Source organism: Pseudomonas sp. NY5710 (genome assembly GCF_013305665.1).
Taxonomy (GTDB): Bacteria; Pseudomonadota; Gammaproteobacteria; order Pseudomonadales; family Pseudomonadaceae; genus Aquipseudomonas; species Aquipseudomonas juntendi.
The window spans coordinates 1,481,430-1,505,453 of the sequence record NZ_CP045554.1 but is presented as its reverse complement, the minus strand read 5'-3'; the positions used below and the strand labels follow the sequence as shown (position 1 = coordinate 1,505,453).

Annotated in this window: 25 protein-coding genes; 10 read left to right on the top strand and 15 right to left on the bottom strand. The window is 63.0% G+C overall.

Annotation, left to right across the window (positions count from 1 at the left end):
* Positions 1–20: 20 nt before the first annotated feature.
* A complete protein-coding gene (gene aceK / locus GEV39_RS06850; protein ID WP_173887962.1) occupies positions 21–1,736 on the bottom strand; it encodes a bifunctional isocitrate dehydrogenase kinase/phosphatase in 1,716 nt (571 codons plus the stop codon).
* A gap of 149 nt (positions 1,737–1,885) precedes the next feature.
* Here aceK and GEV39_RS06845 point away from each other — a divergent pair, with 149 nt between their 5' ends.
* Together GEV39_RS06845 and GEV39_RS06840 are read left to right on the top strand one after the other, a co-directional pair.
* Positions 1,886–2,761, top strand: coding sequence for a DMT family transporter (locus GEV39_RS06845; RefSeq protein ID WP_029885395.1), 876 nt, complete (start codon positions 1,886–1,888; stop codon positions 2,759–2,761).
* 13 nt (positions 2,762–2,774) lie between these two features.
* Complete coding sequence (locus GEV39_RS06840) at positions 2,775–3,233, top strand: DUF4265 domain-containing protein (RefSeq protein WP_054881627.1); 459 nt, start codon at positions 2,775–2,777, stop codon at positions 3,231–3,233.
* 3 nt (positions 3,234–3,236) lie between these two features.
* On the opposite strand, the gene GEV39_RS06835 is transcribed toward GEV39_RS06840, so the two are convergent.
* From GEV39_RS06835 to cysK, 4 genes are all read right to left on the bottom strand, one after another.
* A complete protein-coding gene (locus GEV39_RS06835) occupies positions 3,237–4,118 on the bottom strand; it encodes a DMT family transporter (protein WP_173887961.1) in 882 nt (293 codons plus the stop codon).
* 115 nt (positions 4,119–4,233) lie between these two features.
* Positions 4,234–4,395, bottom strand: coding sequence for a hypothetical protein (locus GEV39_RS06830; protein WP_009686782.1), 162 nt, complete (start codon positions 4,393–4,395; stop codon positions 4,234–4,236).
* A gap of 128 nt (positions 4,396–4,523) precedes the next feature.
* Positions 4,524–5,459 (bottom strand): aspartyl/asparaginyl beta-hydroxylase domain-containing protein, encoded by a 936-nt coding sequence (locus tag GEV39_RS06825; RefSeq protein ID WP_173887960.1) that lies wholly within the window; start codon positions 5,457–5,459, stop codon positions 4,524–4,526.
* A gap of 172 nt (positions 5,460–5,631) precedes the next feature.
* Entirely contained in the window at positions 5,632–6,606 is a 975-nt protein-coding gene (gene cysK, locus GEV39_RS06820) for a cysteine synthase A (RefSeq protein WP_009686784.1), read from the bottom strand.
* A 134-nt stretch (positions 6,607–6,740) separates the two neighbouring features.
* On the opposite strand from cysK, the gene GEV39_RS06815 reads away from it, so the two are divergent.
* The 3 genes from GEV39_RS06815 to GEV39_RS06805 all read left to right on the top strand — a co-directional run bounded on the left by GEV39_RS06815 (position 6,741) and on the right by GEV39_RS06805 (position 10,072).
* The gene (locus tag GEV39_RS06815; RefSeq protein WP_009686785.1) at positions 6,741–7,814 is read left to right on the top strand and encodes a DUF748 domain-containing protein; all 1,074 of its coding nucleotides are present in this window, start codon (positions 6,741–6,743) and stop codon (positions 7,812–7,814) included.
* Between the two features lie 220 nt (positions 7,815–8,034).
* On the top strand, positions 8,035–8,880 hold the full coding sequence (locus GEV39_RS06810) for an AAA family ATPase (RefSeq protein WP_009686786.1): 846 nt from the start codon (positions 8,035–8,037) through the stop codon (positions 8,878–8,880).
* Positions 8,881–8,893: 13 nt separating this feature from the next.
* Positions 8,894–10,072: a vWA domain-containing protein gene (locus GEV39_RS06805; RefSeq protein WP_173887959.1), complete on the top strand. Its 1,179-nt coding sequence runs from the start codon at positions 8,894–8,896 to the stop codon at positions 10,070–10,072.
* Between the two features lie 117 nt (positions 10,073–10,189).
* On the opposite strand, the gene GEV39_RS06800 is transcribed toward GEV39_RS06805, so the two are convergent.
* Genes GEV39_RS06800 through GEV39_RS06790 form a run of 3 tightly spaced genes read right to left on the bottom strand, consistent with a single transcriptional unit; the run spans position 10,190 to position 12,566 of the window.
* Entirely contained in the window at positions 10,190–11,107 is a 918-nt protein-coding gene (locus tag GEV39_RS06800; protein ID WP_173887958.1) for a 5-oxoprolinase subunit C family protein, read from the bottom strand.
* Positions 11,104–11,790, bottom strand: coding sequence for a 5-oxoprolinase subunit PxpB (gene pxpB, locus GEV39_RS06795; protein ID WP_173887957.1), 687 nt, complete (start codon positions 11,788–11,790; stop codon positions 11,104–11,106). Before pxpB ends, GEV39_RS06800 begins: the two co-directional genes overlap by 4 nt.
* Positions 11,790–12,566: a 5-oxoprolinase subunit PxpA gene (locus GEV39_RS06790; RefSeq protein ID WP_173887956.1), complete on the bottom strand. Its 777-nt coding sequence runs from the start codon at positions 12,564–12,566 to the stop codon at positions 11,790–11,792. The genes pxpB and GEV39_RS06790 overlap by 1 nt, the downstream gene beginning before the upstream one ends.
* A 259-nt stretch (positions 12,567–12,825) precedes the next feature.
* Here GEV39_RS06790 and GEV39_RS06785 point away from each other — a divergent pair, with 259 nt between their 5' ends.
* Both GEV39_RS06785 and GEV39_RS06780 read left to right on the top strand, forming a co-directional pair.
* Entirely contained in the window at positions 12,826–13,311 is a 486-nt protein-coding gene (locus GEV39_RS06785) for an Hcp family type VI secretion system effector (RefSeq protein ID WP_173887955.1), read from the top strand.
* 104 nt (positions 13,312–13,415) lie between these two features.
* The gene (locus GEV39_RS06780) at positions 13,416–14,024 is read left to right on the top strand and encodes a DUF4225 domain-containing protein (protein ID WP_173887954.1); all 609 of its coding nucleotides are present in this window, start codon (positions 13,416–13,418) and stop codon (positions 14,022–14,024) included.
* A gap of 345 nt (positions 14,025–14,369) precedes the next feature.
* On the opposite strand, the gene GEV39_RS06775 is transcribed toward GEV39_RS06780, so the two are convergent.
* Genes GEV39_RS06775 through GEV39_RS06765 form a run of 3 tightly spaced genes read right to left on the bottom strand, consistent with a single transcriptional unit; the run spans position 14,370 to position 16,186 of the window.
* On the bottom strand, positions 14,370–14,891 hold the full coding sequence (locus tag GEV39_RS06775; protein ID WP_173887953.1) for a DUF2937 family protein: 522 nt from the start codon (positions 14,889–14,891) through the stop codon (positions 14,370–14,372).
* Positions 14,892–14,900: 9 nt separating this feature from the next.
* Positions 14,901–15,674, bottom strand: a complete 774-nt coding sequence (locus GEV39_RS06770) for a class II glutamine amidotransferase (protein ID WP_054881632.1) — start codon at positions 15,672–15,674, stop codon at positions 14,901–14,903.
* 14 nt (positions 15,675–15,688) lie between these two features.
* Positions 15,689–16,186: an MFS transporter gene (locus GEV39_RS06765; protein ID WP_173887952.1), complete on the bottom strand. Its 498-nt coding sequence runs from the start codon at positions 16,184–16,186 to the stop codon at positions 15,689–15,691.
* 122 nt (positions 16,187–16,308) lie between these two features.
* Here GEV39_RS06765 and GEV39_RS06760 point away from each other — a divergent pair, with 122 nt between their 5' ends.
* Positions 16,309–18,351 (top strand): S9 family peptidase, encoded by a 2,043-nt coding sequence (locus tag GEV39_RS06760; RefSeq protein WP_173887951.1) that lies wholly within the window; start codon positions 16,309–16,311, stop codon positions 18,349–18,351.
* 288 nt (positions 18,352–18,639) lie between these two features.
* Here GEV39_RS06760 and GEV39_RS06755 read toward each other — a convergent pair whose 3' ends face one another.
* Positions 18,640–18,918, bottom strand: a complete 279-nt coding sequence (locus GEV39_RS06755) for a hypothetical protein (protein WP_009686797.1) — start codon at positions 18,916–18,918, stop codon at positions 18,640–18,642.
* A 132-nt stretch (positions 18,919–19,050) separates the two neighbouring features.
* Between GEV39_RS06755 and GEV39_RS06750 the strand changes: the two genes are divergently transcribed.
* Positions 19,051–19,422, top strand: coding sequence for a YajD family HNH nuclease (locus tag GEV39_RS06750; RefSeq protein WP_009686798.1), 372 nt, complete (start codon positions 19,051–19,053; stop codon positions 19,420–19,422).
* A 72-nt stretch (positions 19,423–19,494) separates the two neighbouring features.
* Positions 19,495–19,965, top strand: coding sequence for an RNA methyltransferase (locus GEV39_RS06745; RefSeq protein WP_009686799.1), 471 nt, complete (start codon positions 19,495–19,497; stop codon positions 19,963–19,965).
* 102 nt (positions 19,966–20,067) lie between these two features.
* Here GEV39_RS06745 and GEV39_RS06740 read toward each other — a convergent pair whose 3' ends face one another.
* From GEV39_RS06740 to GEV39_RS06730, 3 genes are all read right to left on the bottom strand, one after another.
* Positions 20,068–21,558, bottom strand: coding sequence for an aldehyde dehydrogenase (locus GEV39_RS06740; protein WP_173887950.1), 1,491 nt, complete (start codon positions 21,556–21,558; stop codon positions 20,068–20,070).
* A gap of 14 nt (positions 21,559–21,572) precedes the next feature.
* On the bottom strand, positions 21,573–22,466 hold the full coding sequence (locus tag GEV39_RS06735; protein ID WP_173887949.1) for a dihydrodipicolinate synthase family protein: 894 nt from the start codon (positions 22,464–22,466) through the stop codon (positions 21,573–21,575).
* A 72-nt stretch (positions 22,467–22,538) separates the two neighbouring features.
* Complete coding sequence (locus tag GEV39_RS06730) at positions 22,539–23,867, bottom strand: MFS transporter (protein WP_173887948.1); 1,329 nt, start codon at positions 23,865–23,867, stop codon at positions 22,539–22,541.
* Positions 23,868–24,024 lie beyond the last annotated feature (157 nt).

The following is a 24,024-nucleotide window of genomic DNA, read 5'->3' as shown; positions in this document are numbered from 1 at the left end:
CCTGGCCTGCAACACCGCCATCAGCGCCCCTTGCGCCGATACGGGAACACGTCGATCACCTTCCCTTCGCCAATGGCCGCCTGCAAGCCCTTCCAGTAATCGGCGTCATACAGCTCGCCGTGCAAACGGCTGAACAAGCGCCGCAGGCCCATGTCGGCAAACAGAAACGGCGGGAACTCTTCGGGGAACACATCGTGCGGTCCGATCGAATACCACGGCTCGCCCGACAGCTCGTCTTCTGGGTACCGCGGTGGCGGTATGTGACGGAAATTCACCTCGGTCAGAAAGCAGATTTCGTCATAGTCATAGAACACCACGCGCCCATGCCGGGTAACGCCAAAGTTCTTCAACAGCATGTCACCGGGAAAAATGTTCGCTGCTGCCAGTTGCTTGATGGCCAGGCCGTAGTCTTCCAGCGCCGCCAGCACCTGGCCTTCGCCCGCGCGCTCCAGGTACAGGTTCAACGGGGTCATGCGCCGCTCGGTCCAGCAGTGGCGCACCAGCACCGTGTCGCCCTCCAGGACAACGGTCGAGGGCGCCACTTCGAGCAACTCGGCCAGGCAATCGGGCTCGAACTTGCTGCGTGGGAAACGAAAATCGGCGAACTCCTGGGTATCGGCCATGCGCCCAACCCGGTCCACGCTTTTGACCAACCGGTACTTGTCGATCACCGTGGCGCGGTTAACGGTTTTCGACGGTGAAAAGCGGTCTTTGATGACCTTGAACACGGTGTTGAAGCCCGGCAGGGTGAACACACTCATGACCATGCCGCGCACCCCCGGCGCCATGACGAAGCGGTCGTCGCTGTTGGCCAGGTGGTTGATCAAGGCCCGGTAGAACTCCGACTTGCCTTGCTTGTAGAAACCGATCGACGTGTACAGCTCGGCAATGTGCTTGCCCGGCAGAATGCGCTTGAGAAAATGCACGAACTCGGCCGGCACCGGCACATCGGCCATGAAGTAGGAGCGGGTGAACGAGAAAATGATCGACACCTCGGCTTCGTCGGTGATCAACCCGTCCACCTCGATGCCATGGCCCTCGCGGTGCAGCAAGGGAATCACCAAGGGCCATTGCTCATCGCGGTTGTACAGGCGGCCGACCAGGTAGGCCCCTTTGTTGCGGTACAGCACGGGCACGAACAGTTCCACCGCCAGCTCCGGGTCCTTGCAGACCCAGTCGGGCAGGCATTCGCGCACCTGCGCTTGCAGCCGTGCCAGGTCACCCTCCAGGTCACCGTAGGCGACATCGAACGGGTAGTCGGCGAAGATCGCCTGCAACATTCCCTTGAGGCTACCGCCCAGCGCATAGGTACGGGTTTGCGCGGCGCGCTCACGCCCGCGCAGCGACGGCCGGGTGGTGTGGATGAACATGCAACCATCACTGATCTGGTCGTGGCTGAACAGGCTGCAGAACAGCGAGTTGTACCAGGTCTCGGCCAACTCATCGTCCAGCCGGGGGTCAATCTGCTGGATGTAGGCGTGTTTGGCCAGCGGCCACTGCGCCACGTCCAGCAACACCGGCGCGGGGAAGGCCTGGCGCAGCCAGCCGTTGACCTCGGCGACTTTCTCTTCATACAGGCTGATGCGCGCAGCCGCGGCCTGTTGGATTTCCTGCCAGCGCGCCTGTTCGAAGCGCTGGCGGGCGCCGAGGGTGATGCGCTGGAAGTGGTCACGGTAATCGTCGAAGCCCGCCAGGATGGTGCGGGCGATTTCGACAGCGGGCCAGGGTTGGGGCATGCCAGGCACCTCATGGGTGAATGAGTTACACAGCTTAGTCGGCCTGATGCAAATGCGGGCCAGGTTCACTGCGCAAGAAAGCACAAGTATCGCCCCGCCCCCTCGCGTACACTCGCGCCCCTGCCCTGCCCTGCCCTCCGGAGACCGTTGTGAGCCCGATTGCTTTAACCCGCCTGCTGACCCTTGCTGCCGTCTGGGGGGCGAGTTTCCTGTTCATGCGCATTATCGCCCCCGAGCTGGGCACGGTGCCGACCGCGTTCTTTCGCGTCTCGATCGCCTGCCTGGGCCTGGTCGCCATCGTCGCCGCCAGCCGCGTGCGCTGGGACTTCCAGGGCAAGCTCGGGGCCTGCCTGGTACTGGGCATGATCAACTCCGGCATCCCGGCAACCTTCTATTCCGTAGCTGCCCAGGTGCTGCCAGCCGGTTACTCGGCGATCTTCAACGCCACCACGCCATTGATGGGCGTGCTGATCGGCGTGCTGTGCTTCCGTGAACCCATGACGTTGGCCAAGCTCTGCGGCATTTTCCTTGGCCTGCTCGGTGTCGGCATCCTCAGCGGGGCCGGGCCGGTGGCCCTGGACATGGCCCTGCTGCAAGGCGCCCTGGCGTGCCTGGCAGCTACCACCTGCTACGGCTTTGCCGGGTTCCTCGCGCGGCGTTGGATCAGTGGCCTGGACAGCCGCCTGTCGGCGCTGGGCAGCATGCTCGGCGCTACGCTGATGCTGAGCCCGCTGTTCGCCTGGAGCGCCCTCAGCCAGCCGCCCGCCAGCTGGGGCGGCTGGCAGGTCTGGCTGTCGCTGCTCGGCCTGGGCCTGCTGTGCACGGCATTCGCCTATATCCTGTACTTCCGTCTGCTGGCAGAAATAGGCCCGGTAAAGGCCAGCACCGTGACCTTCCTGATCCCGGTGTTCGGCGTGCTGTGGGGCGCATGGCTGCTGGACGAGCCGCTGTCGCTGGCGCACCTGTATGGCGGCCTGCTGATTGCTGTGGCCTTGTGGCTGGTACTGCGCCCGGCGCGCAATTGACCGGGAGAACGGCATGAGCCCAACCTGCAAGAAGGTGCTGTTCCGCCTGGAACAGGACGCCAACGGCTACCCACCGGCCTCGGTCGAAGGCCTTTGGGCCAAGGCTGTGGAAGGCGGCCATGCCGTGGACAACATCCCCTTTCATGTGTACGGCATCGCGCCGGGTGACCTTATCGGCACCTATGAAGAAGACGGCCAGACCTGGTTCGCCGAACTGCGCCAAAGCAGCGGCACCTCAGTATTCCGGGTGCTGGTCAAGCCCCCGGAAACCCTCGATCAGGTTCGCGCTGCCTTGCAGGATTTCGGCTGCGCCTGTGAAACCGAGCAGTCGGTAAGGCTGCTGGCCGTGGCAGTACCGCAACAGCGCTCAATCGACACCCTGCTCTACTACCTGCTCACCCAGCGCGAAGCCGGGCTGCTGGACTTCGAGGAAGGCGTACTCCGGCACGCCATCCCCGCCGAGTTCCGCTAGGGCTCAGGCCTCGGCCAGGCGCTTGACAGGCTTGCGGAACACGAACAGCAGGCCGACCACGATCAAGCCCATGCCCAGCAGGCTGAGCGGCGCCAGGCGGTTGCCGAAGATCAGCAAGTCCATCACCGCGGTCACTGCCGGCACCAGGTAGAAAAGGCTGGTGACGTTGACCAGGTTACCCTTGGCGATCAGCCGATACAGCAGCAAGGTGGCCAGCAGCGAAACCACCAGGCCCATCCACAGCAAGGCAGCCACGAAACCCCCGGTCCACTGCACCTGTAAGGGTTGCGAGGGTGCGAACAGCGCGCACAGGGCAAAGCCGGCCAGGTACTGCAGCGGCAGCGTGCCCATGGGGTTGTCGGTGATGCGTTTTTGCAGAATCGAACCGCAAGTCATGCTGGCCAGCGCCAGCAGGGCGAACAGCATGCCCGCCAGCGACACCCCACCCAGGTTGAGCCCCTGGTAGACCACCATGATCAAGCCGCTCAAGCCCAGCCCCAGGCCGAACAGGCGGCTGATCGAACGCTGGCGCTCCATCAGCACGACGGTGAGGATCGGTTGCACGCCCATGACCGTGGCCATGATGCCTGGCGTGACGTGGGTGTCGAGGGCCAGCAGATAGAAGATCTGGTAAGCCCCGAGCAACACGCAGCCAGTGCCCAGGGCACGCAGCATGGCGCCCTTACGGCGTGGCCAGCGCAGCCCCAGCAACGGCCCGATCAGCAACAGGCCTGCCAGGGCCAAGGCAGAACGCAGCAGCAGGAAGGCGAACGGGCTGGCATGCGCCAGGCCAAGTTTGGAAACGATCGCCCCGCTGCTCCACAGCAGAACGAACAGGCTGGTAGTGGCCGCCGAGGCCACGGATGCTTTGTTGAAAAAGGACATGTATTGCCACCTGATGATAGGCAGATAAGCCAAGCGGACGGCCTGTGCTAAAGCGCGCTAAGTAGCCGGCCGGGTTCAGTGGGTTGCGTGTGCGAAGGGACTCGGCCGAAGCCGATCAGCCCAGCACGACCACGCAGCATGGCGGAGCTACGCCGCCTACGGCGCCACTGACAGGTGGTGGGTAATGACTGACCATGGCCGGCTGCTGGCTGCCACGCACGACCATGCCCGCGACTGGCGCGATGGCAAAGCTGGTGGTGGAGGGCTTGGCGGGCATGATTCAGGCTTCAGGGAAGGAAGTGTTGTGGAGAATAGCGGTGAACCCACGATTGGGCAATAGCGGGCGCCAGTGTGAGGTGAGCTGGCCTGTGCGCGGGTGAACCCGCGCCAAGGCCTGGCCTGCGTTCAGAACAACCAGCGGTAAAGCAGATAAGCCACGACCACCGCCAGCACCGGGCGCAGGACCCGGTAGGCCTTGGGGTTGGCCCGCTTGAACTGCTTCACGTGGGTGCTGAGCTTGTTGGAGAAGCGCTTGCTCCAGGCATACGCCTGGTTGATGCCGCCCACCCGCTCGTCGTCGGTGTTCTGTGGCGCGGTTGCGCGGCCCAGGAAGGCACTGACCTGGCGGTTGATGCGGGTCATCAGCGGGCTGCTCAACGGCCGCTCGATGTCGCAGAACAGGATCACCCGGGTCACATCGGTCTCGTTCTTCACCCAGTGCACGTAGGTTTCATCGAACATCACGTCTTCGCCGTCCCGCCAGGCGTACTCCTGCCCATCGACGTAGATGCGGCAGGCGTCGGAGTTCGGCGTGGACAGGCCCAGGTGGTAACGCAACGAACCGGCGAATGGATCGCGGTGCGGGTTCAGGTGGCTACCGCCAGGCAGCAGGGCGAACATCGCGCCCTTGACGTTGGGAATGCTGCTGACCAGTTCTACGGTTTTCGGGCACAGCGCCTCGGCCGATGGCAGCGGCTTGTCGTACCACTTCAGGTAAAACCGCTTCCAACCCTTCTTGAAGAACGAACCGAAGCCGGCGTCGTTGTCCTTTTCGGCGGCGCGGATATAGCCCTCGTCAAACAGGCGCATGGCCTCTTCGCGGATTTCCTGCCAGTTGTCTTTGAGCACATCCAGTTCCGGGAAGCGCTGGCGGTCCAGGTAGGGTTTGGACGGCACCCCGGAAAACAGGTACATCAAGGCGTTGTAGGGGGCGAACAGCGCCGAATGGTTGACGAACTGGCGCAACACCGGCAGGCGGGCCTTGCCGCGCAGGTGCACGAACAGCACGCTGGCGAAGAACACCAGCAAGACACCCGCCTTGGCTGCAAAGGATAAGGTCATGCATCACTCCTAGGGGAAGAAACAGGGCTGCGCGGCCTGCTCTCCTGAAAATCATCCTGCCATCATAAACCGATCCCGCCGCGGTACAAACCACCCGGGCGGGATCGTGTCGATGAAGATGGTGCAGTCAACCAGGCCGCCGAACATTGAGCCCGGTCAGCGGCATGGCCGGTTACTGCTGGTTTTCCTGGTCGCTGAACATGTCGCTGAACAGCATGCTCGACAAATAACGCTCGCCGGAATCGGGCAGCACCACGACGATGGTCTTGCCTTGCATTTCCGGTTTTTCCGCCAGGCGCACGGCCGCCGCCATGGCTGCGCCGCAAGAAATGCCGCAGAGAATGCCTTCTTCCTGCATCAGGCGAATGGCCATGGCCTTGGCCTCTTCGTCGGCCACCGTCAGCACCTGGTCGACGATCGACAGGTCGAGGTTTTTCGGTACGAAGCCAGCCCCGATGCCCTGGATCTTGTGTGGGCTGGGCTTGAGCTCTTCGCCGGCCAGGGTCTGGGTGATCAGTGGCGAAGCCTCGGGCTCCACGGCCACCGACAGGATCGCCTTGCCCTGGGTATGCTTGATGTAGCGCGACACACCGGTGATGGTGCCGCCAGTGCCCACCCCCGCCACCAGCACGTCCACCGCGCCGTCGGTGTCGTTCCAGATTTCCGGCCCCGTGGTTTTTTCGTGAATGGCGGGGTTGGCCGGGTTCTCGAACTGGCCTGGCAGGAAGTACTGCGCCGGGTCTGAGGCCACGATTTCGTTGGCCTTGTCGATGGCGCCCTTCATGCCTTTGGCCGGCTCGGTCAGCACCAGTTCGGCGCCTAGCGCCTTCAGCACCTTGCGCCGTTCGAGGCTCATCGACGCGGGCATGGTCAGCATCAGCTTGTAGCCACGCGCGGCGGCAACGAAGGCCAGGCCGATACCGGTGTTGCCCGAGGTGGGCTCGACAATGGTCATGCCCGGCTTGAGCCGGCCGCTGCTTTCGGCATCCCAGACCATGTTCGCGCCAATGCGGCACTTGACCGAGTAGCCGGGGTTGCGCCCCTCGATCTTGGCCAGGATGGTCACGCCACGCGGGGCGATCCGGTTGATCTGCACCAGCGGCGTGTTGCCGATGGAATGGGCGTTGTCTGCAAAGATACGGCTCATGGCAGGGGTCCTTGGCATGAAAGCGAGCAGGAAAAGACCTCAAGGGTAAGCCCCGGCCGTAGGCCCGTAAAGCCTGTTCGAACTCAGCCGGGCGCATTGCGGTCCACCGCTCATCCCTCCTAGGAGACACCCCGATGAAAGCCCGTTATCGCTGGCCGTTGATCGGCCTGGCCAGCCTGGTGGCGCTGCTGGTGGCGTTGCACCTGGCCCTGCCCTACCTGGTGCGCGACTACCTCAACGACAAGCTGGCCGACATGGGCGACTACCGTGGCCACGTGGCCGACGTGGACCTGGCCTGGTGGCGCGGAGCCTACCGGATCAACGGCCTGCGGATCGTCAAGACCAGCGGCAAGGTGCCAGTGCCGCTGCTGGATGCACCGGTTATCGACCTGTCGGTCAGCTGGCACTCGCTGATCTACGACAAGGCCGTGGTGGCGAAAGTGATCTTCGAGCAGCCCGAACTGAACTTCGTCGACGGCGGCAACAAGCAGGCCTCGCAGACCGGCCAGGGCACCGATTGGCGGCAACAACTGGAAAAGCTGCTGCCGATTACCCTCGATGAAGTGCATATCGACAATGGCACCCTCACCTTTCGCAATTTCAATTCCAACCCCCCGGTCAACCTCAAGGCAACCCGGCTGGACGCCACCATCAGCAACCTGACCAACGTGCGCGACAAACAAGGCCGGCGCGACGCCAGCTTCGAGGGCACGGCGCTGATCGCCGGCAATGCCAAGGTCGAAAGCCGCGCCACCTTCGACCCGTTCAGTGACTTCGATGACTTCGAGTTCCGCCTGCGTGCCACCGGCATAGAACTGCGCAACCTGAATGACTTCGCCAGTGCCTACGGCAAGTTCGACTTCAGCGCAGGGCATGGTGACGTGGTCATCGAGGCGCAGGCGGAAAACGGTCGCCTCAATGGCTACATCAAACCCCTGCTGCGTGACGTGGACGTGTTCGACTGGCAGCAGGATGTCGAGAACAAGGACAAAGGCTTCTTCCGCTCGGTGTGGGAGGCCCTGGTGGGCGCCTCCGAGACGGTGCTGAAGAACCAGCCGAAAAACCAGTTCGCCACCCGGGTGGAGCTCAGCGGCAGCGTGCACAAGCAGAACATCAGCGCCTTCGAGGCCTTCCTGCAGATCCTGCGCAACGGTTTCATCCAGGCGTTCAATGCACGCTATGAGCAACCGGCGCCGAAGTCCGACTGAAACAGCGTGACGGGGCATTCAGGGACTGAATACCCGGTCCGCGTTTGCAGGTGCCCGGGCCCGCGTTATAGTCGGTAACAAATCGAAAACAGGTGTTGGCCCATTCGCGGGCGCGCCCGCTCCCACAGGTACCCCGCAGATTCAGCAGTTTGTGCAATTCCTGTGGGAGCGGGCGTGCCCGCGAAGAGGCCGGCACAGGCTTACAACAGAGGACAGCCCCATGAAGTTCGAAGGCACCCGCGACTACGTCGCCACAGACGACCTGAAACTGGCAGTAAACGCGGCCATCACCCTCGAACGCCCGCTGTTGGTCAAGGGCGAACCCGGCACCGGCAAGACCATGCTCGCCGAGCAGTTGGCAGCTTCGTTCGGCGCGCGCCTGATCACCTGGCACATCAAGTCCACCACCAAGGCCCACCAGGGCCTCTACGAGTACGACGCGGTCAGCCGCCTGCGCGACTCGCAGTTGGGCGTGGACAAGGTCCATGACGTGCGCAACTACCTGAAGAAGGGCAAGCTTTGGGAGGCCTTCGAGGCCGAGGAGCGGGTCATCCTGCTGATCGACGAAATCGACAAGGCCGACATCGAGTTCCCCAACGACCTGTTGCAGGAACTGGACAAGATGGAGTTCTACGTTTACGAAATCGACGAGACCATCAAGGCCCGGCAGCGCCCGATCATCATCATTACCTCGAACAACGAAAAGGAGCTGCCCGACGCCTTCCTGCGCCGCTGCTTCTTCCACTACATCGCCTTCCCCGACCGCAGCACCCTGCAGCAGATCGTCGACGTGCACTACCCGAACATCAGCCAGGCGCTGGTCAGCGAGGCGCTGGACGTGTTCTTCGACGTACGCAAGGTGCCTGGCCTGAAGAAAAAGCCTTCCACCTCCGAGCTGGTCGACTGGCTCAAGCTGCTGATGGCCGACAACATTGGTGAAGCGGTGTTGCGCGAACGCGACCCGACCAAGGCGATCCCGCCGCTGGCCGGTGCGCTGGTGAAGAACGAGCAGGACGTGCAACTGCTCGAGCGCCTGGCGTTCATGAGCCGGCGCGGCAACCGCTGACAGGAGCCGGGCCATGCTGCTCAACCTGTTCAATGAAATGCGTGCGGCCAAGGTGCCGGTGTCGGTGCGTGAACTGCTCGACCTGCACCAGGCCTTGCAAAAGCACGTGGTGTTCGCCGACATGGACGAATTCTATTACCTCGCCCGTGCCACTCTGGTGAAAGACGAACGCCATTTCGACAAGTTCGACCGCGCCTTCGCCGCTTACTTCAAAGGCCTGGAAAACCTCGACCAGCACATCGAGGCGCTGATCCCGGAAGACTGGCTGCGCAAGGAGTTCGAGCGCTCGCTCAGCGACGAAGAACGGGCGCAAATCCAGTCGCTGGGCGGCCTGGACAAGCTCATCGAGGCCTTCAAGCAGCGCCTGGAAGAGCAGAAGGCGCGCCACGCCGGCGGCAACAAGTGGATCGGCACCGGCGGCACCAGCCCGTTCGGCTCGGGCGGCTACAACCCCGAGGGCATCCGCGTGGGCGAGGCAGGCAAACGCCAGGGCAAGGCGGTGAAGGTCTGGGACCAGCGCGAGTACAAGAACCTCGACGACCAGGTGGAACTGGGCACGCGCAACATCAAGCTGGCCCTGCGCCGGCTGCGCAAGTTCGCCCGTGAAGGCGCCGCCGAAGAGCTCGACATCGACGGCACCATCGACCACACCGCGCGCGATGCCGGGTTGTTGAACATCCAGATGCGCCCGGAGCGGCGCAACACCGTGAAGCTGCTGTTGCTGTTCGACATCGGTGGTTCCATGGACGCCCACGTCAAGGTGTGCGAAGAACTGTTCTCGGCCTGCAAGACCGAGTTCAAGCACCTGGAGTACTACTACTTCCACAACTGCGTGTACGAGTCGGTTTGGAAGAACAACCTGCGCCGCACCTCGGAGCGGTTTTCCACGTTCGATCTGCTGCACAAGTATGGTGACGACTACAAAGTGATCTTCGTTGGCGATGCGGCCATGGCGCCTTACGAAATCACCCAGCCCGGTGGCAGCGTGGAGCACTGGAACGAAGAAGCCGGGTATGTGTGGCTGCAGCGTTTCATGGAGAAATTCCGCAAGATCATCTGGATCAACCCCTATCCCCGGCAGGCTTGGGACTACACCGCCTCGACCCACCTGGTGCGGGAGTTGATCGAAGACAAGATGTATCCGCTGACCTTGCAGGGGTTGGAGGAAGGGATGCGGTATCTCTCAAAGTGAGATAGAGAACGGGCTGCCACTTGCCAGCGTTCGAGGCTCTTCGCGGGCACGCCCTCTCCCACAGGTATGGCGCAGGCCTGTGTGGGAGCGGGCGTGCCCGCGAAAGGGCCCGCAGCCTTACAACCACCGGCCCAAGTATTGCTGCTGCTCCCGCCACGCCTCATCCTGCACCACCGCCCTGAACTTCACCTGCGCCCCCGGCATGCACTGCGCCAGTTGCGCCAGCGCCAGCGGCGTCAACGCCCCCAGCCGCGGGTAACCGCCAATGGTCTGCCGGTCATTGAGCAACACAATCGGTTGCCCGTCCGGCGGCACCTGCACCGCCCCCAGGGGAATGCCCTCGGAAATCATCGGCGCGCCCTGGTAGACCAGCTGCGGCCCCAGCAAGCGGATGCCCATGCGGTCGGCCCGGCTGTCCAGGGTCCAGTCCGTGTTGAATGCCTGGTACAGGCTGGTACCGCTGAAATCGCCGAGCTGCGCGCCCATCACCAGGTCGAGCACAGGCTTGTGGTGATAGCGCGGGCGCAAGGCATCCGGCACTTCACGAAGGGTTGCCGGCGTACCCGCAAAAGCCAGCAGCTGGCCTTCACCAAGCGCAGCGCCCTGGCCGTCTGTACCGCCCAGCGCTTCGCGCACCACGGTGGCACAGCTGCCCAGCACCGCCTCGCCGCGAAACCCGCCAGGCGCCGCCAGGTACGCCCTAACGCCCTGCCTGGGCTGCTTCAGGGCCAAGCGCTGCCCTTTGCCCAAAGCAAAGCTGCGCCAGGGCGCGACCGGCTGGTCATCAACTCGCGCATCCAGGTCGGCACCGGCCAGCGCCAGCACGCAATCGTGCTGCGCCACCACACAGAAGCCACCCAGCGCGACCTCCACCACAGGTGCGGCCAGCGAATTGCCCAACAGCCAGTTGGCCCAGTACATCGCCACCCAGTCCAGCGCCCCGCCCTGGGTCACGCCCAGGTGCCGTACGCCGAAGCGCCCGGCGTCCTGCAACTGGCACAAGGCGTTGCTGGCCTCGATCGACAACTGCTTCATCCTTGCGCCTCCACATCGCCGCCCAGGGCCAGAAACTCATCACGCGTAACCGCCACGAAACGCACCCGGTCACCGGGTTGCAACAGGCTATAACCCTCACGTTCATGGTCGAACAAACGCACCGGTGTTCGCCCGATCAGGTTCCAGCCCCCCGGCGACACCGCCGGGTACGCTGCTGTCTGGCGCTCGGCAATACCCACGCTGCCCGCCGCCACGCGCTTGCGCGGGGTGCTCAGGCGGGGGCTGGCCAGGCGTTCATCGACCAGGCCCATGAAGCCGAACCCAGGGGCGAAGCCCAAGGCAAAAACCGGGTACTCGCGCTCGCTGTGCAAGCGGACCACTTCACCCTCGGTCAAGCCGCTGCGGGCAGCCAGTACAGGCAGCTCCGGGCCGACGCTGGCGTGGTACCACACCGGGATCTCGTGGCGCCGGCCAGCACTGCCGGCGTCCGGCTGCAAACCGTCCAGGGCCTGGGCGATCAGCGCCCTCGCCTCGGCCGGCGGCAGGTCGAAGTGCACCATGAGCGTGGTGTACGACGGCACCACGTCCAGCAGGTGCTGGCCGAACGCTGCGCGCAAGCACTGGCTGGCAGCGAGCATCCACGGCATGTTGGCCTCGTCGATACGCTCGAACAGGCGCACCATCAGGCTGTCGAACGCGACCACTTCGATACGCAGCTTCATCATCGCTCCATGGCATCGAGGGCTTGGCGGATCTGCCGCACCGCTGCTACCGAACTGTCGTTGTCGCCATGCACACACAGTGTGCTGGCCGCCAGCTTCAAGGCACTGCCATCGTTCGCCACCAACGTATGGCCACGGGCCAGGCGCTCGGCCTGCTCCACCACACGCGCCGGGTCGTGATGCACGGCGCCAGGCAGGCGCCGCGAGACCAGGTGGCCGCTGGCGGTATAGGCCCGGTCGGCGAATGCCTCGAACCACAGCGGCACGCCGATTTCATCGCCCAGCGCCTGGGCCGCACGGTTGTCGGCGGTGGCCATCAGCATCAGCGGCAGGTCGCTGCCGTAAGCCGCCACAGCTTCCAGCACGGTGCGCAGCTTGAGCGGGTCGGCCATCATGTCGTTGTACAGCGCGCCATGCGGCTTGATATAGGCCACCCGGCCGCCGAGCACCTTGCAGATGCCCTCCAGTGCGCCGATCTGGTAGTGCAGCAAATCGCGAATTTCCTCGGGGCTGCAGGCCATGGACCGGCGCCCGAAGCCGACCAGGTCCGGGTAGGCCGGGTGGGCACCGATCGCCACCCCGTGCTCCAGTGCCAGGGCCACGGTGCGGCGCATGATGCCCGGGTCACCGGCATGGTAACCGCAGGCGATGTTGGCGCAGTCGATGTAGGGCATGACCTCGGCATCCAGGCCCATGCGCCAGCTGCCGAAACTTTCACCCATGTCGCAATTGAGTAGCAGGCGTTCCACCACACAGCCTCCGTTGTTGTCGTGCATGTGCCTACCTTACCGCGTTTGCAGACGCTTGCTGCAAGCTTGCGCCAACATCTCTAACGCAGATCCTGTAGTCAAACTCGGTCGAGTGATTGGGCATAGTAATCCTACAAGCACGCGTTGATACGCAGCGAACTGACGCGCTCCACAACGAGCGGAAATATTTGTTATCAATTGTCACCATAATATCAGAAGCGTCCTACATACATCTGCCCCGTGCACACTCTAGCTTTTGAACCTTCACTGACAGGGAGTTGTAGATATGGCTTTCCATGGATATATGACTATGACGGGCAGGCAACAAGGGCTGATCTCAGCGGGCTGCTCCACAACTGAATCCATCGGTAACCGATGCCAGAGTGCCCACCGTGATGAAATCATGGTGCTTTCGTTCAGTCATAGCCTTGCCAGCCTGGGCAATACCAAGGCTGCAACTCATCGACCTATTCTGATTACAAAGCATGTTGACAAATCGACGCCTCTACTCGCCCAAGCATTGACGAACCGCGAGATAGTAGAATGCAAGATCAATTTTTTCCGCAGAAACAACAATAGCGAGTATGAGCACTACTTTCAAATAACTCTGTCCGATGGGTTACTTGTGGACCACCGCATCGAGATGCCGCACTCCATCTTGCTCAACGACCAGGACCCACAGGAGTACCTTGCCATTCGCTATGGATTCGTCGGCTGGCATCATCTGGGAGCGAATACCAGTGGCTACGCGAATTGGGGCGAGGGGGTGTGAAGCCGCTTGACAGCAGTACACTCGCCACCTCCCCCGAAACATCCGAAGTCAATGATATGGCAAATCGCTTGACGCTATATGCACGCCACGTTGGGGTGCAATGCTTGAGTGACGAACGGCTTCGGGCCAAGTTTACCCAGGAAATATCACGTGCGGGGCAGGCAATCGTTACTGCGACTCAAGATGGTCGGCTATCGCCTGAAGAAGCGCAAAAGGCACTAACCAAGGAATATTCACTCCTTTTCGAACAAGCACTAGAATATAGCAAGCTGGTTGCGGGGGTTGCAGCCGGAGTACTTCAGATAGGTACCGGGGTGGCGGTGTGTAAATTGTCTCTTGGGTTGGGCTGCACGCTTGGGGGGCTACCGCTGATACTCCATGGTGCCAACAACATTTACGAAAACGGGCGTAATATTGCTACCGGCCGAAATGACACCATTGGCCCAGTACGTAAAGGCTACCAGAGAATAGCTGAAATAGCAGGTGGACGCGCATCGCAAGGCAACATTGGGTACGGCGCTGTGGATATAGGTCTGTCAGCATTCGGCATGAGTCACATGATCCTAAAAACCGGCACATGGCGACTTTTCCGTTACATTGAAGCCGACAAAATTCGGGCTTACAGGGAGATGGGAAAAGGTTCGATCATGTTTGAAGTTGGAATAGACATAATGACGGGAGAGCAAATCCTGGTTGAGTGGAAAAAACAATGAATACCCTGTCTTTTTCAATAATGATCATAGGCAGCGTAGTCATTGCATTCACATTGCGGCACCTGTGCTCCGGACGACATCTAGGTTATTCGCTGCTCTTTATCTGCTTTGCCTACAACGTGTTCTTTATAACGTATTATATGAGAGCAATCGAACAATCCTACTTCTTGTTTGTCGGCTACCAACCACTCTTACTGACGTCAAATCCAGCGTTAGGGTGGATGACTCTGTTGGGCATTTTCCTGCATTGCGGAGCGATGCCTAGCAAGCGAGTGCCTGGAAGAAAATGCCGTTAATCCTATAAGCGCAAAACTGGCGTGAACAGCGGCACCTGCGCGCCAGCACTCAGCGCCAGCTCTCTTTCACCACCCGACGCCGCCCCCCGAGGATCACCCAACCAAGCCCCAGCAATAGGCTTTCGACCAAGAACGCCAGCACAAACCCTGTGCCAACACCCCAGCCGATGGCCTCGGGCACCAGCAGAATCTGGTAGCTGTAGCCGTTGAGGGTTTCTTCACGCAGCTGCGGGTCGGCCTGCACCAGCACATGCCAGGTGCGTGCGGCCCAAGGCCCTTGCAGGGCCTGCCACTCGTTCTCCAGCAACTGGTTGCGGATGATCAGGCTTTCGATGCTGTTGGCGTCACTGTTGAACACTGGGTCATCACTGCTGCGGTAGTGCCGTAGCAAGGCCTGCAGGTCGCCATTGAAAAAGCGCTCGGCCGTCTGCTTGAAGCCGTCCAGCGCCTCGCGCGACTCGTACAGGTGCGCCTCCACCCGCTGGCTGTAGTCTTTCACCAGCCCCGGCACCTGAATACCGGCCAACAGGCCGAAGGTGAACAGCAGCAACCGCAGGTAACTTCTGAACATGCAGCGTCCTTAGCTCTGGCCGTGCGCCACACATTCACCGTGCCGCCACAGGGCCCATTGACCCGGCGCGTAGCGCTGCCAGGTCTCGTTCTCGGTCAGGGCCTCGGTGGCAATCACCGTGACCACGTCGTTGGGGGTGGTTTGCGTATGGAAGTCGACGATCAGGTCGACATCCTTCAAGCGTGCCGCACCAAACGGCGCACGCCGGGTAATGTGCACCAGCTTGGTCGAACAGAAGCAGAACAGCCAGTCACCGTCGCTGAGCATGCAGTTGAACACGCCCTGCCCGCGGTAACCGGCACAGGCTTCGACCAGCACCGGCAACAGCTGTTCCACCGGCACCGGCTCGGGGAAGGCGCTGCGAATGCGGTTGAGCAGGTCGCAAAAGGCCGCCTCGCTGTCGGTATCACCTACCGGCCGATAGAAACTGCCCAAGCCCTTGAAGGCGCCCAACTGGCCGTTGTGCGCAAAGCACCAGTTACGGCCCCACATTTCGCGCATGAACGGGTGGGTGTTGGCCAGGCAGACCTTGCCGACGTTGGCCTGGCGGATATGGCCAATGACCACTTCGCTCTTGATCGGGTAGCGCTGCACCAGGCTGGCTACCTCCGACTCGCTGCTGGCAGCCGGGTCCTGGAACAGGCGCAGGCCGCGCCCTTCATAGAAGCCGATGCCCCAGCCGTCGCGATGCGGGCCGGTGCGGCCACCGCGCTGCATCAGGCCGGTAAAGCTGAAGACAATGTCGGTAGGGACGTTGGCACTCATGCCCAACAGTTCGCACATGGCTGTGTCTCCGCTTACAGACGGGGCTCGACCCGGCCATTTCCCCCGGGTGCCGCAGGTGGCGGGAGGTCACGGTAACGGTCGCTGCGCTCGGCGGCCAAAGGGGCCTGGGCGCCAAGCCGGTCATCTTCGGCCTGCTCGCGCTGGGCCGCGGCCTCAGCCTGGGCACGCCGCTCGCGAGCGCGCTTTTCCAGCGGCCAGCGCAGCAATACGAAAAGGGCATACAAGGCAAAGGCGATCATGCCGTACATGGCAAAATCGGAAACTGCGCGCCAGGCATTGTTGCCAACCTTGAACGCCACATCCAGGGTGGTGATGGCGATGGCCGGGGCGAAGCTGTCCTTGACCGGGTCAACCACGGTCGGCGTCAGCAACAGCACCGCCAGCACCACGCGCAGGGGCTCGCGCAACCAGCGCCACATCCAGCCGGTCAGTTTGAAGCCCACCAGCAGGCAGCCCAAAGCGGCAACCGCGTACAGGCCCCAGGCCAAGGTGTAGTCGTTCTCGATCATGGTGTTCGTGCAAGCCAGGCAAAGAGGTGCCTATGATAAACACTTTTCCGGGCGCACACAGTGTTTGCCTGCGCCGGCCGCTTCGCAGCCGGGCCCAGGCCACCCCAACCAAGAGATTCTCGATGCCGACCAAGCCCCAACCGCCGATTGCCCATGCCGACCAGGCCGCCGACCCGTATGCCTGGCTGCAACAGCGCGACACCCCCGAGGTGCTCGCCTACCTGCAGGCCGAAAACGCCTACCAGCAAGCCTGCCTGGCCGACCAGGCGCCCCTGCGCGAGCAATTGTTCGAAGAGATCAAGGGCCGCATCCAGGAAACCGACCTGTCGCTGCCTTCACCCTGGGGACCGTACCTGTACTACACCCGCACCACCGCTGGCGACGAGTACCCGCGCCACTACCGCTGCCCACGCCCGGCCGACGACAGCAACACCGTCGATGAAAGCCAGGAACAGCTGTTGCTCGACCCCAACGCACTGGCCAACGGCGGCTTCCTCTCGCTGGGCGCGTTCAGTGTCAGCCCCGACCACCGCCTGCTGGCCTACAGCCTGGATACCAGTGGCGACGAGGTCTACAGCCTGTACGTGAAAGACCTCGCCAGCGGCGCGATCACCGCCCTGCCCTTTGAAGACTGCGACGGCAGCATGACCTGGGCCAACGACAGCCAGACACTGTTCTTCGCCGAGCTGGACGACACCCACCGGCCATGGCGCCTGTGCCGCCATACGCTGGGCAGCCCCGGTGCCGAGCGCGTGTTCGAGGAGCCCGACGGGCGCTTCTTCCTGCATTGCTATCGCACCAGTTCCGAGCGCCAGCTGGTGCTGCTGCTGAACAGCAAGACCACCAGCGAAGCCTGGGTGCTGAACGCCGAAACCCCACAGGCGCCATTCGTTTGCCTGGCGCCACGTGTCGAGGGCCATGAATACTTCCCCGACCACGGCCAGCTCGACGGCGCGTGGTGCTGGTTTATCCGCACCAACCAGGATGGCATCAACTTCGCCTTGTACCAGGCCCCGGCTACCCAGGTGCCTGGCCGCGAGCAATGGCAGGTGCTAGTGCCGCACCGCGAGACGGTCATGCTTGAAGGGCTGAGCCTGAATGCCGGCGCACTCACCCTGAGCCTGCGCGAAGGTGGCTTGCCGATCATCGAAGTGCGCCCGCAAGGTCTGGCGGCCTACCGTGTCGAGCTGCCGGATGCCGCCTACAGCCTGTACGTGCAAGACAGCCTGGAGTTCGCCAGCCCCCGCCTGCGCCTGCGCTACGAAGCACTCAACCGCCCGGCCCAGGTACGCCAGCTGGAGCTGGCCAGCGGCGCCCAGGTGGTGCTCAAGCAAACCCCGGTACTGGGCGCCTTCGATGCCGACGACTATGTCAGCGAACGCTTGTGGGCGACTGCCGCCGACGGCACCCAGGTGCCGATCAGCCTGGTGCGGCGCCGCCAGGACCTGGGCCAGACCGTGCCGCTGTACCTGTACGGCTACGGCGCCTATGGCGAAAGCCTCGACCCATGGTTCTCGCATGCACGCCTGAGCCTGCTGCAGCGCGGCGTGGCCTTCGCCATCGCCCATGTACGCGGTGGTGGCGAGCTGGGCGAAGCCTGGTACCGTGCCGGCAAGCAGGCGCACAAGCACAACACCTTCAGCGACTTCATCGCCTGTGCCGAACACCTGGTCGCCCAGGGCGTGACGGCGCCCGACCGGCTGGCCATCAGTGGTGGCAGTGCCGGTGGCCTGTTGATCGGCGCGGTGCTCAACCTGCGCCCCGAACTGTTCCGCTGTGCGGTCGCCGAGGTGCCGTTCGTCGACGTGCTCAACACCATGCTCGACCCCGACCTGCCGTTGACCGTGACCGAGTACGACGAGTGGGGCAACCCTGAGGAGCCGGAAGTGTATGCGCGGATCAAGGCTTATGCGCCCTACGAGAACGTGAAGGCCCAGGCCTACCCGGCGATGCTGGTGGTGGCGGGCTACAACGACAGCCGCGTGCAGTACTGGGAGGCGGCCAAGTGGGTGGCGCGGCTGCGCACGCGCAAGACCGATGACAACCTGCTGTTGCTCAAGACCGAGATGGGCGCCGGGCACGGCGGGATGAGCGGGCGGTATCAGGGGCTCAAGGATGTGGCGCTGGAGTATGCGTTCGTGTTTGGCGAATTGGGTATTGCTTGAGATGGCCGGGGCGCTTTGCGCCCCTTTCACGACACAAGGCCGCTCTCATAGAACAGTACATAACTTATTGATTTAGCGGGGTCTTTGTGGGAGCGGGCGTGCCCGCGAACACCGGCGTAGCCGGTGCCAGCCACCGCGCTGGATTCTTCGCGGGCACGCCCGCTCCCACACAGGCCGCGTCGCGGTTACGAATTGAGTTCTCTGCGCGACAGCGCAGCCCGTAGGGCTGTGTTATCTCCCTCAGGGCACTGCCCCCCCTAAAATCCCACCGCCAACGCACCGCCGCAGTCAATCATCATCCTGCGCCGGCTTCGCCGGCTCCGGCCGCAACCCCGGCAAGGGCTGGTCCTTGGGCGGCCCGGGCACCGGCATCGGTGGCAGCAAAGGCGCACCCGGCTGGCTGTCGTAAGCCTTGGGCGGCGTGCTCGGGGTGATCTGCGGGTAAGGCGTAGGCGTTGGCGTACCCGGCGCACCGGGCACCGGTGTCGCCAGCCGGGGCGGCGTACTGGCGGCATCGGCCATGGGCAGGCCCGCCAGCCACAGCACGGCTAGGATCGCGCGCAACATCAGTAACCTCCTGTCGGGAACCTTCCTACAGGCTACGCCTAAATCAACGCTTTCGCCTGTCCGCCCGCCCTGCAAGCGCGCTAGACTCAATGGCATAACCGTCACCTGCCTGATCAGAACAAAGGAAACACCATGAGCGCCTCCTCTTCCGCTGCCGCCACCGCGCGCCTGGACCGCATTCTCGCCGACGCCAAGCGTGACAAGGAAATGGGCTACCGCGACAAGGCCCTGAGAATGTACCCGCACGTGTGCGGCCGCTGCGCCCGCGAGTTCGCCGGCAAGCGCCTGAGCGAGCTGACCGTGCACCACCGCGACCACAACCACGACAACAACCCCCAGGACGGCTCGAACTGGGAGCTGCTGTGCCTGTACTGCCACGACAACGAGCATTCGCGCTACACCGACCAGCAGTACTTCAGCGAAGGCTCCACCAGCACCCCGAGCATCGCCAAGGCCACGCACAACCCGTTTGCCGGCCTGGCTGGCTTGCTGAAGAAAGACTGACCATCGATTCGCCCCCCGCTGCTACCGGGCAGCCCGTATAATCGCGCTTTTTTTCGCGAAGGGCCCCGGTACGTGGCAAACAAACGATACAGCTGCATCGGCCTGTTCAACCCCAAGTCGCCGGAAAACGTCGGCTCGGTGATGCGCGCCGCGGGCTGCTATGGCGTCAACTCGGTGTTCTACACCGGCAAACGGTATGAGCGCGCCCGTGACTTCGTCACCGACACCAAGCGCGTGCACTACGACATCCCGCTGATCGGCATCGATGACCTGCAACGCATCATTCCGCTGGGCTGCACCCCGGTGGCGGTAGAGCTGGTGGACGGCGCCCGGCCCCTGCCGGAATACACCCACCCGGACCGCGCCATCTACATCTTCGGCCCAGAAGACGGGTCGCTGAGCGAAGAAGTGCGCGGTTGGTGTGAAGAGACCATCTACATCCCGACCGAGGGCTGCATGAACCTGGCGGCGACGGTGAATGTGGTGCTGTACGACCGTATGGCCAAGGGGCTGAATACCCGTTCGGGGCCCAAATTCAAGTAAAAAGCCGCCATTGCAGTGGCTGTACCGGCTCACCGCCGGTACAGCCACCACAAAAGCGGCCAGGTGCCGAACTCCGTCAGAACAGCACCGGTCTTGCTCAGCTCACGAAGCGTTGATCCAGATGGTCTTCAGTTCCGTGTATTGGTCATGGGCCCAGATGGACTTGTCGCGCCCACCAAAGCCAGACTCCTTGTAGCCACCGAACGGCGTGGTCACGTCACCTTCGCCGAAGCAGTTGACCGTGACCACCCCGGCGCGGATTTCACGCGACAGGCGCAGCGCATTGCGCAGGCTGCCGGTGTAGGCCGAGGCGGCCAGGCCGTAGACGGTGTCGTTGGCCAGCTCGATGGCTTCATCAATCGTTGCGAAGCTGGTCACGCTCAGCACCGGGCCGAAGATCTCCTCGACGAACAGCTTGCTGTCACGGCCAACATTGTCAACGATGGTCGGCTGCACATACACGCCGCTCTCGGTTTCGCCGCCCTGAACGATGCTGAGTTTTTGCCCGGCAGCGTATTCCAGGTACGACTTGACCTTCTCGAAATGCGACTTGCTGACCATCGCGCCCAGGCGGTTGTCCGGGTCCAGCGGGTCGCCCAGCTTCCAGTCCTTCAAGTGCTTGGCGATCAGGCCCAGCAGTTCGTCTTTCACGTCCTGGTGCACGATCAGGCGCGAGGAGGCCGAACAGTTCTCACCCATGTTCCAGAACGCACCGGCGGTGACGAACTGCGCCACTTCATCGAGGTCTTCGCAGTCGTTCATGACCACGGCCGGGTTCTTGCCACCCAGCTCCAGAACGATGCGCTTGAGGTTGGACTCGGCAGCATATTTCAGGAACAGGCGGCCGGTGTCGGTGGAGCCAGTGAAGCTGACCATCGGGATGTCCATGTGGCGGCCAATGGCCTCGCCCACTTCACGGCCACCACCGGGCACCAGGTTGAACACACCGGCCGGGATACCGGCTTCATGGGCCAGCTCGGCCACACGCAGGGCACTGAGGGTGGTTTCCTTGGCCGGCTTGACCACGATCGAGCAGCCGGCGGCCAGCGACGGGGCGATCTTCCAGGCCAGCATCAGCAGCGGGAAGTTCCACGGCAGCACCAGGCCGACCACGCCAATGGCTTCACGCACCACCATGGTCACGGCAGCGTTGCCGGTCGGGGCGGTGGCGTCGTAGATCTTGTCGATCAGCTCGGCGTGCCAGCGGATAGTGTGGATGGTCTCCGGCACGTCGACGGTCTGGCATTCACTGACCGGCTTGCCGCTGTCCAGCGCTTCCAGCACTGCCAGTTCGTGGGCGTTGTCTTCCAGCAACTGGGCGAATTTCTGCAGCACGTGCTTGCGATCGTTCGGCTGCATCTTCGACCAGGTGCCTGCCTCGAACACCCGCTTGGCCGCCGCCACGGCGACGTTCACGTCGTTGACGTCGCAGGCGGCGACTTCGGCCAGCTGCTTGCCGGTGGCCGGGTTGGTGGTGACGAAGGTGCGGCCAGAGATTGCATCGCGGAACTCACCGTCGATGAACGCCTGGGTGCGCAGTTGCAGGTCGGCGGCGATGGCCGCGTATTGTTCCTTGCTCAGCAATTCAGCCATTTTTTCCAGCCTCCTTATTTGATCTGGGCGATGGTGACCTTGAGTTCGGTGACCACACGCTGAAGTTCGGCCTTCTCGGCGTCATCCAGGTCATACAGCGGCTTGCGCACACCACCGGTCTTCAGGCCGTTGAGGGCAACGCCGTGCTTGATCGCCTGAACGAACTTGCCACCTTCGAGGAAGTCCATCAGCGGCATCATGGCGGCCATGATCTTGCGGCCTTTGTCGAAGTTCTTCTCGATCACGCAGGCCTCGTACAGGGCAACGTGCTCGCGCGGGATGAAGTTGGAGCCGGCGCAGACCCAGCTCTGAGCGCCCCAGGCGAAGAACTCCAGGGCCTGATCGTCCCAGCCGCAGGACAACTGGATGTTCGGGCGCTGGATGGCCAGGCGGTGCAGTTGGCCCATATCGCCGGAGCTTTCCTTGATGGCGACGATGTTCTGCACGTCGGCCACGGCGTCGAAAAACGCCTCGCCCATGCTCACGCTCATGCGGCCTGGGTAGTTGTAGAGCATGATCGGCAGGCCGGCGGCAGCGTCCACGGCTTTGACGTGCAGGGCGATTTCCTGCTGGGTCGGCAGCGCGTACGGCGGGGTACCGACCAGCAGCGCATCGGCCTTGATTTCCTTGGCATGCTGGGCGAAGGCCACGGCGTCTTCGGTGCGGATGCCACCGGTGCCAACGATCAGCGGCAGGCGGCCGTTGAGCACGTCCTTGGCCTGGGCGGCCAACTCGATACGCTCCTGGGCGGTGTGGGCGTAGTACTCACCGGTGGAGCCACCAATGATGACGCCGTGGATCTTCGCTTCGACCAGGTATTCGAGGACCTCGGCGAACGCCGCCTTGTCGATCGAGCCGTCCGCAGCCAGCGGGGTGATTGCCGGGGTGTAGATGCCTTCGAATTTCACGGTAGATTCTCCAGTGCGTTGCTCAGTGTTTTGAAGGCCGCAGCACACGTGGCTGCGGCGGGTCATACGCATTCAGCTCAGCGAAGCCGCTTGTTGCAGGTTCAGCGAGCGGGTTTCCGGGGCCAGCGCGACGGAAATCGCCAGGCCAATGAACGTCACCGCTGCAGCGGCGTACATGGTCGCGCCGATGCCATAGCTGTCCAGGGCGATGGGCACCAGCCAGGTGCCGATCGCGGCGCCAACGCGCGACAGCGAGGTGCCCACGCCCACCGCGCCTGCGCGGATCTCGGTGGGGAACAGTTCGTTGGGGTAGACCAGTTGCAGCACCTGGGCGCCGCCGATGAACAGCGCGTAGGCACCGAACAGCGCCAGGATGAGCATCTCGCTGGCGTTGCTGAAGGCACCGAGGCCCAGCAGCGCCAGCCCCGACCAGAAGAAGCTGTGCAGCAGCGTGGTGCGCCGGCCAATGGTATTCAGCAGGCGGGTACCGATAATGCAGCCCACCACGAACAGGCAGGTGATCGCCACCGAACCAATGGCAGCCCAGTCCCCTTTCAGGTTCAGTGCGCCCAGCACCTTGGGCGCGAAGGCATACACGGCGAACACCGGGATCACCGAGCACGTCCAGAACAGGCTGACGAACAACATGCGCTTGCCGTAACCGGAGTGCAGCAGGCTGAGGAACGACAGCTTGCGGGTCTTGGGCTCTTCCGGCAGGTTGTTCAGCGAGAAGCCAGGGCCGTACACACGCTTGATCACCTGCTCGGCTTCGGCCGAACGGCCCTTGCTGATCAGCCAGCGTGGCGATTCCGGGGTACCCAGGCGCAGGGCAAACAGCAGTGCACCGATCACCGCGGCACTGGCCAGCACCAGCCGCCAGGCGTCTTCACCGCCGTGGCGCAGAATGGCCTCACCGACCATGTAGGCGGTGGCCGCACCGGCGAACCACAGCACGGTCAGGGTGGCCAGGCGCGGCCCGCGGTTTTTCTTCGGCAGGAACTCCACCAGCAACGAGGTGGCCACCGGGTATTCAATGCCTACGGCAATGCCGATGGCAAACCGCAGCAGGAACAACGCCAGGGCCGACTCCACCCAGAACTGCGCCAGCGAGGCCAGGATGAACAAGGTCGGGCCGACGAAGAACACCCTTTTGCGGCCAAAGCGGTCGGTGAGCCAGCCGCCGAAGAAGCCACCGAAGAAAATGCCGATCAGCGCCGATGCGGCAATCATGCCTTGCCAGAAGCTGCTCAGGCTCAAGCCTGCGGACATCTGCACCATGGCCACGCCAATGATGCTCAGTACATAGCCGTCAACGAACGAGCCGCCGCCGGAACGCAAAGTCAGCAACTGGTGAAAGTTGTTGATCGGTACTTCTTCAATCGAAACATTCGGACTTGTCATTATTGTTCCTACCATTTCTGCTTACTACGTGTTTTCAAGGCGAACGCGCCCGCGAAACTGAAAAGACTGTTCAGCCCCGGGGACCCGGTAATAACCACCGGTGGTCAATTTCGGGCCGAGTGAGCCCGTGCCGGCTAACTGGGTGCCGACCTGTCTG

Bases quoted from the DNA above. Each gene is read 5' to 3' on its own strand.
- GEV39_RS06805 (WP_173887959.1), top strand. From the start codon at position 8,894: ATGCTGCTCAACCTGTTCAATGAAATGCGTGCGGCCAAGGTGCCGGTG.
- GEV39_RS06785 (WP_173887955.1), top strand. From the start codon at position 12,826: ATGGCTTTCCATGGATATATGACTATGACGGGCAGGCAACAAGGGCTG.
- GEV39_RS06750 (WP_009686798.1), top strand. From the start codon at position 19,051: ATGAGCGCCTCCTCTTCCGCTGCCGCCACCGCGCGCCTGGACCGCATT.
- GEV39_RS06755 (WP_009686797.1), bottom strand. From the start codon at position 18,918: ATGTTGCGCGCGATCCTAGCCGTGCTGTGGCTGGCGGGCCTGCCCATG.
- GEV39_RS06810 (WP_009686786.1), top strand. From the start codon at position 8,035: ATGAAGTTCGAAGGCACCCGCGACTACGTCGCCACAGACGACCTGAAA.
- GEV39_RS06840 (WP_054881627.1), top strand. From the start codon at position 2,775: ATGAGCCCAACCTGCAAGAAGGTGCTGTTCCGCCTGGAACAGGACGCC.
- GEV39_RS06775 (WP_173887953.1), bottom strand. From the start codon at position 14,891: ATGTTCAGAAGTTACCTGCGGTTGCTGCTGTTCACCTTCGGCCTGTTG.
- GEV39_RS06830 (WP_009686782.1), bottom strand. From the start codon at position 4,395: ATGCCCGCCAAGCCCTCCACCACCAGCTTTGCCATCGCGCCAGTCGCG.
- GEV39_RS06800 (WP_173887958.1), bottom strand. From the start codon at position 11,107: ATGAAGCAGTTGTCGATCGAGGCCAGCAACGCCTTGTGCCAGTTGCAG.
- GEV39_RS06765 (WP_173887952.1), bottom strand. From the start codon at position 16,186: ATGATCGAGAACGACTACACCTTGGCCTGGGGCCTGTACGCGGTTGCC.
- GEV39_RS06815 (WP_009686785.1), top strand. From the start codon at position 6,741: ATGAAAGCCCGTTATCGCTGGCCGTTGATCGGCCTGGCCAGCCTGGTG.
- GEV39_RS06770 (WP_054881632.1), bottom strand. From the start codon at position 15,674: ATGTGCGAACTGTTGGGCATGAGTGCCAACGTCCCTACCGACATTGTC.
- cysK (WP_009686784.1), bottom strand. From the start codon at position 6,606: ATGAGCCGTATCTTTGCAGACAACGCCCATTCCATCGGCAACACGCCG.
- GEV39_RS06760 (WP_173887951.1), top strand. From the start codon at position 16,309: ATGCCGACCAAGCCCCAACCGCCGATTGCCCATGCCGACCAGGCCGCC.
- aceK (WP_173887962.1), bottom strand. From the start codon at position 1,736: ATGCCCCAACCCTGGCCCGCTGTCGAAATCGCCCGCACCATCCTGGCG.
- pxpB (WP_173887957.1), bottom strand. From the start codon at position 11,790: ATGAAGCTGCGTATCGAAGTGGTCGCGTTCGACAGCCTGATGGTGCGC.
- GEV39_RS06730 (WP_173887948.1), bottom strand. From the start codon at position 23,867: ATGACAAGTCCGAATGTTTCGATTGAAGAAGTACCGATCAACAACTTT.
- GEV39_RS06740 (WP_173887950.1), bottom strand. From the start codon at position 21,558: ATGGCTGAATTGCTGAGCAAGGAACAATACGCGGCCATCGCCGCCGAC.
- GEV39_RS06835 (WP_173887961.1), bottom strand. From the start codon at position 4,118: ATGTCCTTTTTCAACAAAGCATCCGTGGCCTCGGCGGCCACTACCAGC.
- GEV39_RS06790 (WP_173887956.1), bottom strand. From the start codon at position 12,566: ATGCACGACAACAACGGAGGCTGTGTGGTGGAACGCCTGCTACTCAAT.
- GEV39_RS06825 (WP_173887960.1), bottom strand. From the start codon at position 5,459: ATGACCTTATCCTTTGCAGCCAAGGCGGGTGTCTTGCTGGTGTTCTTC.